The sequence below is a fragment of the Blastomonas sp. genome (assembly GCF_030373265.1).
GTDB lineage: Bacteria > Pseudomonadota > Alphaproteobacteria > Sphingomonadales > Sphingomonadaceae > Blastomonas.
On the sequence record NZ_JAUCZC010000019.1, the window covers coordinates 15,636 to 28,995 of the forward strand.

Sequence of the window (13,360 nt, forward strand, 5' to 3'; positions counted from 1 at the left end):
ATGATCGTCCCGGTTTTGCTGGTGACATCCCCCCTAAGGAGCATTCCGGCCAGCCAATGGCAGTCCCGTTGACGTTATACACTCTGGTTGTCCTCCCGTTTCTTGCTGCGCTGCTGATCGCTTTTGGCAGCGATCGCGGACGGGCGCTGCACAGCGGCTTGGCGGCGGCAGGAAGCGCGCTGGGACTGGCGATCGTGCTGGCGGTCGCCGGGCGCGTAATCGGCGGCGAGGTGCTGGCGGTGTCGGCGCCCTGGGTACCCGGAATTGGGCTCGATTTTTCGCTGATGATCGATCCTCTCGGGCTGATGTTCGCCGGGCTGATCCTCGGCATTGGCCTGTTGGTGGTGATCTTCGGCCATTTCTATCTGGCCAGCGGCGAGGCGACCGGGCGGTTCTTTGCCAGCCTGATGCTGTTCCAGGGGGCGATGCTGGGCATCGTGCTGTCGGGCAATGTGCTTCTGCTGCTGGTGTTCTGGGAACTCACCAGCCTGTCCTCGTTCCTGCTGATCGGCTTCTGGCGCGACAAGGCCGAAGCGCGGCAGGGTGCGCGCATGGCGCTGGCGGTGACCGGCGGCGGCGGGCTGGTGCTGATCGCAGGCATGGTCCTGCTGGGCAGCATCGCGGGCTCCTTCGACCTGATGACGATCCTGCAGCGCGGCGACATCGTCCAGGCCTCGCCGCTCTATCCGGTGATGCTGGTACTGATCCTGATCGGCTGCTTTACCAAATCGGCGCAATTCCCGTTCCACTTCTGGCTGCCGCACGCCATGGCGGCGCCCACCCCGGTGAGCGCCTATCTGCATTCGGCAACGATGGTGAAGGCGGGCGTGTTCCTGCTCGCGCGCCTGTGGCCGGTGCTCGCGGGCACCGATCTGTACACGGTCATCGTCACCAGTGTCGGGCTGATCACGATGCTGCTGGGCGCGTGGGTCGCGCTGTTCAAGCACGATCTCAAAGGCATTCTGGCCTATTCGACGATCAGCCAGCTCGGCCTGCTGGTGATGCTGCTCGGCTTCTCGCTCGAGATGGCGGCGGTGGCTGCGGTGCTCCACATCCTCAACCATGCCGCGTTCAAGGCGGCGTTGTTCATGTCGGCGGGGATCGTCGATCATGAAACCGGCACCCGCGACATTCGCCGGCTGGGCGGGCTCGCTAAGGTCATGCCGATCACCGCGGTGGTCGCGACGATCGCTGCTGCGGCGATGGCCGGGCTGCCGCCGCTGGGCGGGTTCATCTCCAAGGAGATGATGCTCGACGAAACCCTGCAGATCAGCCTGTTCGGCCTGCCTTGGCTGGTGCCGGTGGTGGCGACCGTCGCCGCGACGCTGTCGGTGGCCTATTCGCTGCGCCTCGCCATTCATCTGTTTTTCGGCAAGCCGCGCGATCCCGTGCCCCACGCCAAGGCGCACGATCCGGGCATCGGCATGTGGGCATCGCCCGCCTTCCTGGTGATCCTTGCAGTGCTTCTCGGGCTGGTGCCGATGGCGCTGGCCGGGCCTTTGGTCGGGTCGGTGGCAGGCGCGGTGACCGGCGCGCCGGTGGGCTATCTTGGGCTGTCATTGTGGCATGGCGTGAACCTGGCGCTGGGCATGAGCATGGCCGCGGTCGCCATCGGGGTGCTGCTGCTGTGGCGGCATGCCGGGATATTGCGCCGCTACGAGGCGGTGCGGCATCTCGACGCCAAGGAAATGTTCGACCGGGCGATGGGCCTTGCCGACCGGCAGGTGCGCAAGCTGATCGTCGCCACGCATACCCCTTCGCTGCAGATGATGCTGTTTGCGACCTTCGCGGTGATCGTGGTGCTGATCACCGAAGGTGCGCTGACCGGCGGCGGCAACCTGACCGGCACGCGCGCTGGACAGCCAGCATCGGCGGTGGCGATCATCGCCTGGGCGCTGCTCATCGCCGCAACCATCGCCGTGGTGCTGGCGCAGCGCCAGCGGTTCCTGGTGCTGATCTATATCAGCGTCATCGGGCTCATCATTACGCTCGCCTTCGTGCATTTCTCCGCGCCGGACCTTGCGCTCACCCAGATATCGGTCGAGGTGGTCACCATCCTGCTGCTGCTGTTGGCGCTCAACCTGCTGCCCAAAACGCCGCCGCTGCTTTCCAGCAATCCTCGGCGTATCCGCGATGTCCTGCTCGCGATCGGCGGCGGACTGGGCGTGGGCGGAGCAGCCTGGGCGATGCTGACCCGCAACCCCAACGACCCGATCTCCAGCTTCCATCTGGCCAACAGCTATTCGGGCGGCGGCGGCACCAATGTCGTCAACGTCACCCTGGTCGATTTTCGCGCTTTCGATACCTTGGGCGAGATCATCGTGCTCGGGATCGCGGGGCTGGCGATCTTTGCGCTGCTCGACACGACGGCGCGGGGCGCCGCCGGGGCGCGGCTGCGCTCCTGGCAGGAAGACATGCCGCATTCGCCTGAGCGTCACCCGCTGATGTTCGTGATGGCGACACGCATCCTGCTGCCGCTTGTGCTGGCAGCGGGCATCTACATCTTCCTGCGCGGCCACAACCAGCCGGGTGGCGGTTTCATCGCCGCGTTGGTGGTGGCGATCGCGTTCCTGCTGCAATATCTCGCCTCGGGCTTCGACTGGACCGATGCGCGCCGCCGGGTCGGCGAGCATATGCTGATCGCCTCGGGCGTCCTGATCGCGATGGCGACGGGGCTGGGCTCGCTGCTATTCGGCGCCAACTTCCTCACCAGCGCTTTCGGGTATTTCCAGGTTCCGCTGGTCGGCGAGGTCGAACTGGCAACCGCTTTGCTGTTCGACATCGGCGTTTTTGCGGTGGTGTTCGGCGCGGTGATGCTGGCGCTCGCGCAACTCAGCCAGATATCGCAGCGCGCGGCGAGGGCGCATGCCGCGCAGGTCGAAGCCCAGCAGCAGGAGGATCAGCGATGACGCTCGAATTCCTCGTCGCAAGTTCGATCGGCGTGCTGGTGGCCGGCGGCATTTATCTGGCGCTGCGCGGCCGGACGTTTCAGGTGGTGCTTGGTCTGACGCTTTTTTCCTACGCGGTGAACCTGTTCCTGTTCGCTTCGGGCAGGTTGACGCTGAATGCACCGCCGATCTGGTCGAAGACGGTATCGGACTACGCCGATCCCTTGCCTCAGGCCCTGGTGCTGACCGCGATCGTGATCACCTTCGGGATGACCGCGTTTGCGGTGGTGCTGGCGCTGCGCAGCTTCCTAGAAACCGGCAGCGACCAGGTCGATGGCGATGACGCCCCTTGCGCGCCCGGAGACGGACCTTCTGCGGACGCCAGGCGGGAGCCGCGCGCATGAGCCTGACCGCCCATCTGGCGATTGCCCCCATCGTCATCCCCGCATTGGCAGCGCCTTTAGCGCTGCTGCTGATGCGGCGCACGCGGCACCTGGCCGTATCGATCTCGTTCGCCTCGTGCGCGGCGATGCTGCTGGCGGCTCTGGTGCTGCTCAATGCATCAGCCGACGGCACCATCCGCACCTATGCACTGGGCGACTGGCCCGCGCCGTTCGGCATCGTGCTGGTCATCGACCGGCTGTCTTCGATCATGCTGACGCTGGCCGCGACAATGTCGATGATCGCCTTGATTCATGCGGTGGTGACCCGTGCGGACCGCAAAGGCTGGCATTTCCATCCGCTGTTCCAGTTTCAGATGCTCGGCCTGAACGGTGCATTCCTCACCGGCGATCTGTTCAACCTGTTCGTGTTCTTCGAGGTGCTGCTGATCGCATCCTACAGCCTGATGCTGCACGGGCAGGGGCCTGCCCGGCTGAAGGCAGGGGTGCAGTATGTCATCGTCAACATCGTCGGATCCTCGTTGTTCCTGATCGCGCTGGGACTGCTTTATGCGCTCACGGGCACGCTCAACATGGCCGATATGGGCCTGCGCGTCGCCGCGCTCGGTCCCGATGATCAAGGGCTTTTGCGGGTGGCGGCGCTGTTGCTGGTGAGCGTGTTCGCGCTCAAGGCGGCGCTGGTCCCGCTGCATCTTTGGCTGCCGCGGACCTATGCGGTCACCACGCCCGCGATCGCGTCCTTGTTCGCGATCATGACCAAGGTCGGCGTCTACTCGATCATCCGCGTGGTACCGCAGATCTTCGGCGATGGTGCAGGCGCGGCCGCCTGGGCGCCGGCCCCCTATCTGCTGCCCGCTGCCGCGCTGACCGCGGTCGTCGGCTTTGCCGGTGTGTTCGTCGCCCGCAACCTGTCCGAACAGGCCGCCTATGCGGTGATCGGCTCGACCGGAACGCTGCTGATCGCGGTGGCCGGCTGGCAGCCCGATACGCTGGCGGCTGCGATCTATTATCTGGTGCATTCGACTCTCGCCGGCGCGGCGCTGTTTCTTGTGGCCGATGTCGTCGCGCGCCGCCGCGCCAGCTTCGGCGATACCGCAACCCCGGGGCCGGTGTTCAGCCAGCGCCAGTTGGCCGGGCTGCTGTTCATGGCCGCTGCGATTGCCGCCACCGGTCTGCCGCCTTTGTCCGGCTTCATCGGCAAGCTGCTGATCCTGGAATCGGTGTTCGATACGCCCGGCTGGGGCTGGGCATGGGGCGTGATCCTCGCCACCACGCTGATCGGCGTGATCGGCTTTGCCCGCACCGGCAGCGCGATCTTCTGGAAGGAAACCCCGCCGACCGATGGCGCCCGGCCCGTCGTCGTGTCGAAGGCTGATATGGCGGCGCCTGCGATCGCCATCGCGCTGCTGGCGGCATGGTCGATTGGCGCGGGCCCGGCGACGGCTTATGGTGCCGCCGCAGCGAACCAGATTCTCGACGCTGCCGCCACCGCCCGCGCCGTTCTGGGAGAGCCGTGATATGCGCCGCCTGATCCCGCATCCCGGGCTTTCGGTCCTGCTGGTCATCATCTGGCTGCTGATGGCCAACGAGCCGACAGTGGGCGGACTGCTGGTCGGCATCGTCATCGGCATTCTGCTGCCGATCTTTACCGCGCCGTTCTGGCCGGGCCGCCCGGATGTCAACTACCGTGCAGGCGTGGCGTATCTGCTGCTGGTGTTGTGGGACATCGTGGTTGCCAATTTCGAGATTGCCTGGATCATCCTGTTCCGCCGCAACCGCGATCTGCGCCCCGCCTGGCTGTCGATCCCGATGGAGCTCGATACACCCGAGGCGATCACCGTGCTGGCCGGTACGATCAGCCTGACGCCCGGCACCGTATCATCCGATGTGTCGGCCTGCGGCAACTATCTGCTGGTGCATGCGCTTGACGCGCCCGATCCCGAAGCTGAAATCGCCCGGATCAAGGCGCGCTACGAGGCGCGTCTGAAAAGGGTCTTCAAATGATCTCCTATGCCATCACCTTCGCATTTGTCTGCCTGTCGCTGGCACTGGCGCTCAACCTGTGGCGCCTGCTCAAGGGCCCGACGGCGGGCGACCGTATCGTGGCGCTGGATACCATGGTGATCAACGCCATCGCCGTCATCATCGTGATCGGCATGCTGACCGTGAACGATACGTATTACGAGGCGGCGCTGCTGCTCGCGATGGTCGGTTTCGTGGGGACGGTGGCCTATTGCAAGTTCCTGCTGCGCGGGGACATCGTCGAATGAGCGGGCTCGGCATCCTGTTCGATGTGATCATCAGCGTGCTGATCGTCATCGGCGCAAGCTTCGCGTTGATCGGCAGCTGGGGCATGGTGCGTCTGCCGACGCTGATGGAGCGGCTGCACGGGCCCACCAAGGCGACGACATTGGGGCTCGGCGGCATGCTGGTGGGCTCGATGCTCTACTTCATGCTCGGCGAGGGCCAATGGGCGCTGCACGAGCTGCTGATCTCGCTGTTCCTGTTCATCACGGCGCCGATCTCCGCCAACATGATCGCCAAGGTCCATCTGCACGAACTGCGCACCCAGGGCGACGACGCGGTTGCTGGCCCGGCGGGTCGTCCGGCTGCTCCTTCCGACAAGGCCAATTGGGCGACCTATGAGGCTCCACATGCGGATTCTGTTGCAGCCACGTCCGAAAGCTGACCGGCGCGGGTGACGCGCCAGCGGCGGCAGCGTCAGCGCCTTCTTCGTTCTCGACGAGAACCGGATCGCTCGGTTGAAGATTGCGCCCTGATCCTGCGCACAGAACGATGAGCAGCGGTATGCGGGCTGGAGGCGGATAGGAGGACCGCCCCTGTCCGTACTATCACTTGCAGCTGAACGTGGCTGGGGTGGCAGGATTCGAACCTGCGAATGCCGGTACCAAAAACCGGTGCCTTACCACTTGGCGACACCCCAATGCCGTGCTCGCAGCGCTATTCACGGCCAAGGCCGGTGCAGCGCGGGAGCGGCCTATATACGGAAAAGCGTTGGCCCGCCAAGCGCCTTTTTGAGGCGCTGACGACGGGCTCGTGTGCGACGCAGATCAGCCGATGCGGTGTACCCAACCGTTCGGGTCTGCCGCATCGCCGCGCTGGATCGATACCAGGGCCGAGCGCAGTGCGGAGGTTACCGGCCCCGACTGGTTGCCGCCGATGGTGAAGCTGCCGTCCGGGGACTTGACCGTGCCGACCGGGGTGACAACCGCTGCAGTACCGCAGGCAAAGGTCTCGCGGAGCGTGCCACTTTCGGCATCGGCGCGCCACTGGTCGATCGAATACGGCTCCTCGCGCACGGTCATCCCCAGGCCGCGCGCCAGATCGATGATCGAGGCACGGGTGATTCCCGGCAGGATCGTTCCGGTCAGCGGCGGGGTGACAATGGTGCCGTCGTCAAACACGAAGAACAGGTTCATGCCGCCCAGTTCCTCGACCCATTTATGCTCGGCCGCATCCAGGAACACGACCTGGTCGCAGCCTTGCGCGGTGGCTTCGGCCTGCGCGACGAGGCTGGCGGCATAGTTGCCACCGCATTTGGCGGCGCCCGTGCCGCCGGGCGCAGCGCGGGTATAATGCTGCGACACCCAGATCGTCACCGGCGCGATGCCGCCCTTGAAGTACGCGCCCACCGGCGAGGCGATGGTGATGAACAGATATTGCTTCGCCGGGCGCACGCCCAGGAACACTTCGCTCGCGAACATGAACGGACGCAGATACAGCGCGCCGCCATCGACCTTGGGAAACCAGTCGCGGTCGATCCGCACCAGTTGCTCGACCGATTCGATGAACACATCCTTCGGCACCGCAGGCATCGCCATCCGCGCGGCCGATTCGTTGAAGCGCCGGGCATTGGCATCGGGGCGGAACAGGGCGGTGCTGCCATCGGCGAGCTTGTAGGCCTTCATGCCTTCGAAGATTTCCTGCGCATAATGCAGCACCGACGATGCCGGATCCATCGGGATCGGCGCGCGCGCGGTGACCTGCGCGTCGTACCAGCCGCCCTTGTCCTCGTCATAGCGCACAACCACCATGTGATCGGTGAACAGCTTGCCGAAGCCGGGATCGGCCAGCGCCGCATCGCGCGCGCTTGCGGGGGTGGGGTTGGAGGTCGGCTCAACGGCAAAGGGCAGCATGGTATCCCCTAAAACTGCAAGGATTATGGGTTATCGTATCGTCCCGATTGCTGGCCTTGCTGCAACGCGGGCTTGCCAAGACCTAATCGTGCTGGCAATCAAGGTCAACATGCCTGTCCCATCTTCCCCACCAGCATCCGCGCTGTTCCTGCGCGAGGATGAAATCCGGCACGGCGTCGAACTGCTGTTCTTCGGCTACACGCGGCTGACCAAATCGATCGATGATCAGCTGGCCAAACAGGGATTGGGCCGTGCCCACCACCGCGCGCTGTATTTCATCGCGCGCAATCCCGATCTGACCGTGAGTCAGCTGCTGCGCGCGCTGGCGATCACCAAGCAGTCGCTGGGCCGGGTGCTGACCGAGTTGCAGCGCCGCGATTTGATCGAGACGCGCAGCGGCGAGACCGACCGGCGGCAGAAGCTGCTGCGGCTGACCTCTGCGGGGGCTGCGCTCGAGGCGGAGCTTTTCGATGCCTTGCGCACGCGGTTGTCGCAAGCATACCGGCGCGCCGGGCAGGAATCGGTGACCGGCTTCTGGCGGGTGCTCGAAGGTCTGGTGCCCGAAGCTGATCGCGTGCTGCTCGCCGAGCTGGGCAGCGAGCGACGTCCCGGCTAACGCGCCGGCCAAACGCCGGGGCATGACGCTAGGGCATAGGCGATTGCCATGCTCGCCTCGGAAATCGGCGACATTTCCGCTTTGCGCTGGCGCCTGCTTCTGCAATTCTGGCGGAAATCAGACAAAAATCAGGAGCGGACCTCAATGGCCACCATGCGCAGCGTTGTGCTGAAAGCCCCGATTGCAGGCTTGCCGCAACCGGGCGATTTCACCTTTGCCCAAAGCGACATCCCTGCGCTCGACGACCATCAGTTCCTGATCGAACACCGTATCGCTTCGGTCGACCCGGGTGTGCGCTCGCGGCTTTCGGCAACGGGCGCGAGCTATGCGCCGCCGATTCCGCCGGGCGAGCGGATCGACGGGTTCGTCGTGGGCCAGGTGACCGAGAGCCGCAACACGCGCTACCCGGTTGGCAGCTGGGTGACCGCGAGCGGCGGCTGGGGCAGCCATAGCATCAGCGACGGGCGCGGTTATATCCTGCCTTTGTCCGATAATGGTCTGCCGCGCTCGTTGTGGCTGGGGATCCTGGGCATTCCGGGGATGACGAGCTGGTTTGGCCTCAAGCGCGTCGGCCAAATGCGCGAGGGCGCGCATGTGCTGGTGACATCGGCTGCCGGCGTCGTCGGTGCCACGGCTGGGCAGCTGGCCAGAGCCTGGGGCGCCGCCAGCGTGGTCGGCATCGCCGGCGGCCAGGACAAATGCGACTGGCTGGTCAGCGAATGCGGCTTCGACGCGGCGATCGACTACAAGGCGGTCGATGATCTCGATGCCGCGATTGCCGCGGCCTGCCCCAAAGGCGTGGACATATTGTTCGACAATGTCGGCAACGCGATGGTCGACCGCGTGCTGCCGATGATGCGGTTGAATGGCCATATCATCGTCTCCGGCCAGGTCGCGGACTATAACGTTCCGCTGAGCGAGCGTGCCGGCATCACCAACACCGGCGAATTCATCGCCAAGCGCCTGACGATGCGCGGCATCCTGGTGTTCGACGACATTCCGCAGTTCGCCGCGGCGCAGGCCGAGATGGGCGCGATGATCGCTGACGGGACGCTCGTCTACCGCGAGGAAATGTTCGAGGGGCTCGAAGCAATGCCCGAGGCGTTCTGCGGCCTGTTCACCGGCGCCAGTTTCGGCCGCCGGCTGGTGCGACTGGGAGACTATTGATGAGCCAGGCTTTCCGGATCGAGGATCAGAGCTACACCCGCTTCACATTCGAGCGCGATGGCCGCGTGCTGCGCGCGATCATCACCTCGGATCATCCCGTCAACGGCGTCGACGGCCCGATGCATGACGAGCTTGCGCGGGTGTTCACCGATTTGCAGCGCGATCACGACAGCGACATCATCGTGCTCACCGCCAAGGGGCGCGCATTCTGCGCAGGCGGTGACTTCGCCTGGTTCCAGCAGCAGATCGACGATCCGGCGAGCTTCCGCGCGATCGCCTGGGACGCCAAGCGCATCGTCACCAGCCTGCTCGAGATGGAAAAGCCGATATTGTGCCGGTTGAACGGCGCGGCGGCAGGGCTGGGCGCGACGATCGCCTTGCTGTGCGACATCATCGTGGCGGACGAGAAGGCGCTGATCGGCGACCCGCACGTCAAGGTCGGGCTGGTCGCGGGCGATGGCGGCGCGCTGATCTGGCCGCAATTGATCGGCTATGCCCGCGCCAAGGAGCTGCTGATGACCGGCGACATGCTGACCGCTGTCGAAGCCAAGGCGATGGGGCTGATCAACCATTCGGTGCCGGGCGACCAGCTGGACGCCAAGCTGGCTGAGATCATCGCCAAATTGCAGGGCAACCCCAAATGGGCGGTGCGCTGGACCAAGACGGTCACCAACATCCCGCTGCGCGCGCTGGCGGCGCAGATGATGGACGCGGCGATCGGTTGGGAGAGCGTCTCCAACTATCTCGGCGATCGGCGCGAGGCGGTGGCCGCGATGGCCGAGAAGCGCGCGCCCAAGCTGACGGGGGAGTGAGAATGGCCATTATTTCGCCCACCGCCGTCATTCCCGCGAACGCGGGAATCCCGTTTTCTGCTCGATCTACGCGACCAGGCGGGACCCCCGCCTTCGCGGGGGTGACGGGGAGGGGATAGGCGTATGACCTTGCAAACCTTCACCGACGAGCCCGATCACGTCTCCGCGCTGCGCGCAACGCTGCAGCGCTTCGTTGCCGAACATGCCCCACGCGAGGCGCGGCAGGCGTGGGACAAGGCGGCGCGCTGGCCACGCGATGTCTATAGCAAACTCAATGAATTGGGTCTGACGGCTCTGACCGTGCCTGAAGAATATGGCGGGGCAGGGCAGGATCTGGTTGCCGCGATCGCGGTCATCGAGGAGCTTGCCGCCGCCGGTCCGTGCCTGGCCGGCCCGTTCATCCACACCAGCTTCTATGGCGGCATGAACTTGAGTGAAAACGGATCGCCCGAGCAGAAGGCCGAATTCCTGCCGCGCCTGGCCAAGGGCGAGATGTTCTTCGCTTATGGCCTGTCCGAACCCAATGTCGGCGGCGACCTCGCCAGCGTCGAGACCCGCGCGGTGCGTGAGGGCGACGAGATCGTGATCAACGGGTCGAAACGCTGGTGCACCGGCGCGGACTGGGCCGACTACATCTATTGCCTGGTGCGCTCGGGCCCGCCGGAGGATCGCTACAAGAACCTGTCGTTCGTGCTGGTGCCGACCAAGGCGCCCGGCGTGACGATGCAGGACATCGAACACGTCAACCTGCGCTACACCCACAGCCAGGACGTCTATTTCGACAATGTCCGGTTGCCTGCATCCGCCATCGTCGGCGGCGAGGCGATGTGGAACAAGGGCTGGAAGCTGCTTGCCGGCCGCGCGCTCGATGTCGAGAAGCTCGAGATTTCCGCGGTGGCGTTGGGCATCGCGCGCGCGGCGATCGACGAAGCCTGGGGCTATGCGCAGGAACGCGTGCAATTCGGCAAGCCGATCAGCCAGCACCAGGCGATCCGCCACAAATTGGTCGCCGCGCGCACCAAATGGCAGGCGGCGCGGCACATGCTCTATCATGCCGCGTGGCTGGCCCATGAGGGGCGGCCCTGCTCGATCGAGACCAGCATGGCGAAGCTGTTTGTCGCGGATACGGGCGTGGAGATTGCGCTGATCTGCCAGCAGGTGATGGGCTCGTATGCGCTCAGCGACGCCTATGAGATGGAACGCCACGTCCGCGATCTGCTCGGCATGCCGATCGTCGGCGGATCGAGCGACATGCAGCGCAACAATCTGGCAAGCCTGATGAGGCTTTGACGAATATGCCCTTTCTCCTTCAGGGGAGAGGGAAGAGCCGCGCAGCGGCGAAGGGAGAGGGGCTGGTGAGCGGGAATTCCCCTCTCCTAACCTCTCCCCTGAACGGGAGAGGGACTTTTTATGCAACCACTCGAAAGCATCGAGCCTCTGGGCCATGCCATCGCCATGCTGTTGCCGGGAATCGCCGCGCGGGCGGACGAGATCGAGGCGGCGCGACAGCTCCCGTCGGATATCGCGCAATCCCTGGCGAAGGCAGGCGCCTTCAACATCCTGCGACCGCGCAGCCTTGCGGGGCTTGAGCTTTCGCCGATGGACATGATGGGCGTGCTGCACGCGATCGCACGGTCAGAGGCGAGCGCGGGCTGGTGCGCCATGATCGGTTCGACGACAGCGCTGAACGCCGCGTATCTTGGGCACGATGTCGCGAAGGAAATCTACTCCGACCCACATTCGATTACCGGCGGCGTGTTTGCGCCGATGGGCCGCGCCGACGATAGGGGTGACCACTACGTCGTCTCTGGCCGCTGGCAGTGGGGATCGGGCAGCGCCAATTGCGATTGGCTGTCGGGCGGGGCGATGATCTTCAAGGATGGCGAATTGCAGCGGTTCGAGAACGGCGCGCCCTATCACCGCATGATGATGTTTCCTGCGGACCAAGCCGAGCTGCTCGACACGTGGCATGTGATGGGGATGAAGGGCACGGGTTCGGGTGATTTTACGGTCAGGGATATCATCGTGCCCAAGGAACGCAGCGTTTCGCTGATCGCCGATACGCCGGTGGAGCAGGGGCCGTTGTACCGGTTTCCGATCTTCGGGCTGCTCGCCTTGGGGGTTGCATCGGTGGCTTTGGGCAATGCGGCGGGCGCGATGGACGAGATCAAGGCGCTGGCGCGCACCAAGAAGCCGCAAGGCGGGCAACGTGCCCTGGCCGAGCGCGGTGTGGTGCAAACCGATCTGATGCGGGCGCAGGCGAAGCTGGGCGCGGCAGAGGCCTATCTGCGCGAGAGCGTCGAAACGTGCTGGGAAGGGGCGATGACACGCGGCGAACTGTCCGCCGACGAGCGCGCGCTGCTGCGTCTTGCAGCAACCTTTGCGACCGAAGCCGCGGCCGATGTCGCCAAGACCGCGTTCACCATCGGCGGCGGCAGCGCGGTCTACATGACCAGCACGCTCCAACGCCGCTTCCGTGACGCGCATGTCGCCACGCAGCATATCGCGACCGCGAGCAGCGTCTACGAACTGGTCGGCCGGGTGGCGCTGGGCCTGCCAACGGATACGGGGATGCTGTGAGGTCACCTGCAATAACCTGGTCCCCTGCGCAGGCAGGGGCCCATCTCCAGGCTGCTCGGTAAGCGCACCGGTGGCTTGGTCGGGACCGTTTGAAGATGGGCCCCTGCCTGCGCAGGGGACCGGTTAAGCCACGCTACAAGTTTGACTCATTTACTCGCTGACCGCGCTCAAACTGCCCCGACAGAATCCCGCACCACGGCAATCCCCGCCTCGCGCTGGCGCTTGAGCTCCTGCTTCAGCTTGATCGGATCCTCGGCGATGACGAAGCCGAAGCTCACTCCGCCCTCCTTGCCGATGGTCGCGTGGTGCAGTTTGTGCGCCTGGACGATACGCTTGGCATAGCCACTCTTGGGCACCCATCGGAAATAGCGCTGGTGGACCAGCCCGTCGTGGATCAATGTGTAGATCGCGCCGTAGATCATCACGCCGATGCCCATCCATGTCGCCGGTTCCCACAGCCACGCGCCGATGATGAACAGGCTGATCGAGATCGCCGAGCCGACGATCGCGTAGAGGTCGTTCTTCTCGAGCACATTGTCGTGCGGTTCATGGTGGTCGCGGTGCCAGCCCCAGCCCCAGCCGTGCATCACGTATTTGTGGCTCCACCAGGCGACGAATTCCATGAATGCGGTGGTGGCAACCACGATGCCGAGATTGATGAGCGCTTGCATGGCTTTAGAATAGGCGCATTCTTGGCGCGATTGAAGAGGGCATATTGTCCTGGTTGCAACGGCAACCA

General features: G+C 64.9%; 13 protein-coding genes and 1 tRNA gene. 11 read left to right on the plus strand and 3 right to left on the minus strand.

Features of this window, described 5'->3' with window-relative positions:
- The first annotated feature begins 68 nt into the window (after window positions 1–68).
- The 6 genes from QUV11_RS12005 to QUV11_RS12030 are packed head-to-tail and all read left to right on the plus strand — an operon-like array spanning window position 69 to window position 5,978.
- Window positions 69–2,909 (plus strand): monovalent cation/H+ antiporter subunit A, encoded by a 2,841-nt coding sequence (locus QUV11_RS12005; RefSeq protein WP_300883004.1) that lies wholly within the window; start codon window positions 69–71, stop codon window positions 2,907–2,909.
- Complete coding sequence (locus tag QUV11_RS12010) at window positions 2,906–3,292, plus strand: Na+/H+ antiporter subunit C (RefSeq protein ID WP_300883006.1); 387 nt, start codon at window positions 2,906–2,908, stop codon at window positions 3,290–3,292. Before QUV11_RS12005 ends, QUV11_RS12010 begins: the two co-directional genes overlap by 4 nt.
- Window positions 3,289–4,806 (plus strand): monovalent cation/H+ antiporter subunit D, encoded by a 1,518-nt coding sequence (locus QUV11_RS12015; RefSeq protein ID WP_300883008.1) that lies wholly within the window; start codon window positions 3,289–3,291, stop codon window positions 4,804–4,806. Before QUV11_RS12010 ends, QUV11_RS12015 begins: the two co-directional genes overlap by 4 nt.
- A 1-nt stretch (window position 4,807) precedes the next feature.
- Window positions 4,808–5,293: a Na+/H+ antiporter subunit E gene (locus tag QUV11_RS12020; RefSeq protein WP_300883010.1), complete on the plus strand. Its 486-nt coding sequence runs from the start codon at window positions 4,808–4,810 to the stop codon at window positions 5,291–5,293.
- Entirely contained in the window at window positions 5,290–5,559 is a 270-nt protein-coding gene (locus QUV11_RS12025; protein WP_300883012.1) for a K+/H+ antiporter subunit F, read from the plus strand. The genes QUV11_RS12020 and QUV11_RS12025 overlap by 4 nt, the downstream gene beginning before the upstream one ends.
- The gene (locus QUV11_RS12030) at window positions 5,556–5,978 is read left to right on the plus strand and encodes a Na+/H+ antiporter subunit G (RefSeq protein WP_300883014.1); all 423 of its coding nucleotides are present in this window, start codon (window positions 5,556–5,558) and stop codon (window positions 5,976–5,978) included. The genes QUV11_RS12025 and QUV11_RS12030 overlap by 4 nt, the downstream gene beginning before the upstream one ends.
- Before the next feature lie 180 nt (window positions 5,979–6,158).
- Here the strand turns inward: QUV11_RS12030 and QUV11_RS12035 are convergent.
- Both QUV11_RS12035 and QUV11_RS12040 read right to left on the minus strand, forming a co-directional pair.
- Window positions 6,159–6,233, minus strand: a tRNA-Gln gene (locus QUV11_RS12035).
- A gap of 127 nt (window positions 6,234–6,360) precedes the next feature.
- The gene (locus QUV11_RS12040; RefSeq protein ID WP_300883016.1) at window positions 6,361–7,446 is read right to left on the minus strand and encodes a branched-chain amino acid aminotransferase; all 1,086 of its coding nucleotides are present in this window, start codon (window positions 7,444–7,446) and stop codon (window positions 6,361–6,363) included.
- A gap of 109 nt (window positions 7,447–7,555) precedes the next feature.
- Here QUV11_RS12040 and QUV11_RS12045 point away from each other — a divergent pair, with 109 nt between their 5' ends.
- From QUV11_RS12045 to QUV11_RS12065, 5 genes are all read left to right on the plus strand, one after another.
- On the plus strand, window positions 7,556–8,062 hold the full coding sequence (locus QUV11_RS12045; RefSeq protein ID WP_300883120.1) for a MarR family transcriptional regulator: 507 nt from the start codon (window positions 7,556–7,558) through the stop codon (window positions 8,060–8,062).
- A gap of 144 nt (window positions 8,063–8,206) precedes the next feature.
- The gene (locus tag QUV11_RS12050; protein WP_300883017.1) at window positions 8,207–9,229 is read left to right on the plus strand and encodes an NADP-dependent oxidoreductase; all 1,023 of its coding nucleotides are present in this window, start codon (window positions 8,207–8,209) and stop codon (window positions 9,227–9,229) included.
- Window positions 9,229–10,041, plus strand: coding sequence for an enoyl-CoA hydratase/isomerase family protein (locus QUV11_RS12055; RefSeq protein WP_300883020.1), 813 nt, complete (start codon window positions 9,229–9,231; stop codon window positions 10,039–10,041). Before QUV11_RS12050 ends, QUV11_RS12055 begins: the two co-directional genes overlap by 1 nt.
- Window positions 10,042–10,164: 123 nt before the next feature.
- Complete coding sequence (locus QUV11_RS12060; protein WP_300883022.1) at window positions 10,165–11,331, plus strand: acyl-CoA dehydrogenase family protein; 1,167 nt, start codon at window positions 10,165–10,167, stop codon at window positions 11,329–11,331.
- A gap of 120 nt (window positions 11,332–11,451) precedes the next feature.
- Entirely contained in the window at window positions 11,452–12,621 is a 1,170-nt protein-coding gene (locus QUV11_RS12065) for an acyl-CoA dehydrogenase family protein (RefSeq protein ID WP_300883024.1), read from the plus strand.
- 167 nt (window positions 12,622–12,788) lie between these two features.
- On the opposite strand, the gene QUV11_RS12070 is transcribed toward QUV11_RS12065, so the two are convergent.
- Window positions 12,789–13,292, minus strand: coding sequence for a sterol desaturase family protein (locus QUV11_RS12070; RefSeq protein ID WP_300883026.1), 504 nt, complete (start codon window positions 13,290–13,292; stop codon window positions 12,789–12,791).
- Between the last annotated feature and the right edge of the window lie 68 nt (window positions 13,293–13,360).

Excerpts from the sequence above, each read along its gene's own strand:
- QUV11_RS12070 (WP_300883026.1), bottom strand. The coding sequence starts at position 13,292 with ATGCAAGCGCTCATCAATCTCGGCATCGTGGTTGCCACCACCGCATTC.
- QUV11_RS12020 (WP_300883010.1), top strand. The coding sequence starts at position 4,808 with ATGCGCCGCCTGATCCCGCATCCCGGGCTTTCGGTCCTGCTGGTCATC.
- QUV11_RS12025 (WP_300883012.1), top strand. The coding sequence starts at position 5,290 with ATGATCTCCTATGCCATCACCTTCGCATTTGTCTGCCTGTCGCTGGCA.
- QUV11_RS12050 (WP_300883017.1), top strand. The coding sequence starts at position 8,207 with ATGGCCACCATGCGCAGCGTTGTGCTGAAAGCCCCGATTGCAGGCTTG.
- QUV11_RS12065 (WP_300883024.1), top strand. The coding sequence starts at position 11,452 with ATGCAACCACTCGAAAGCATCGAGCCTCTGGGCCATGCCATCGCCATG.
- QUV11_RS12015 (WP_300883008.1), top strand. The coding sequence starts at position 3,289 with ATGAGCCTGACCGCCCATCTGGCGATTGCCCCCATCGTCATCCCCGCA.
- QUV11_RS12030 (WP_300883014.1), top strand. The coding sequence starts at position 5,556 with ATGAGCGGGCTCGGCATCCTGTTCGATGTGATCATCAGCGTGCTGATC.
- QUV11_RS12060 (WP_300883022.1), top strand. The coding sequence starts at position 10,165 with ATGACCTTGCAAACCTTCACCGACGAGCCCGATCACGTCTCCGCGCTG.
- QUV11_RS12045 (WP_300883120.1), top strand. The coding sequence starts at position 7,556 with ATGCCTGTCCCATCTTCCCCACCAGCATCCGCGCTGTTCCTGCGCGAG.
- QUV11_RS12055 (WP_300883020.1), top strand. The coding sequence starts at position 9,229 with ATGAGCCAGGCTTTCCGGATCGAGGATCAGAGCTACACCCGCTTCACA.
- QUV11_RS12040 (WP_300883016.1), bottom strand. The coding sequence starts at position 7,446 with ATGCTGCCCTTTGCCGTTGAGCCGACCTCCAACCCCACCCCCGCAAGC.
- QUV11_RS12010 (WP_300883006.1), top strand. The coding sequence starts at position 2,906 with ATGACGCTCGAATTCCTCGTCGCAAGTTCGATCGGCGTGCTGGTGGCC.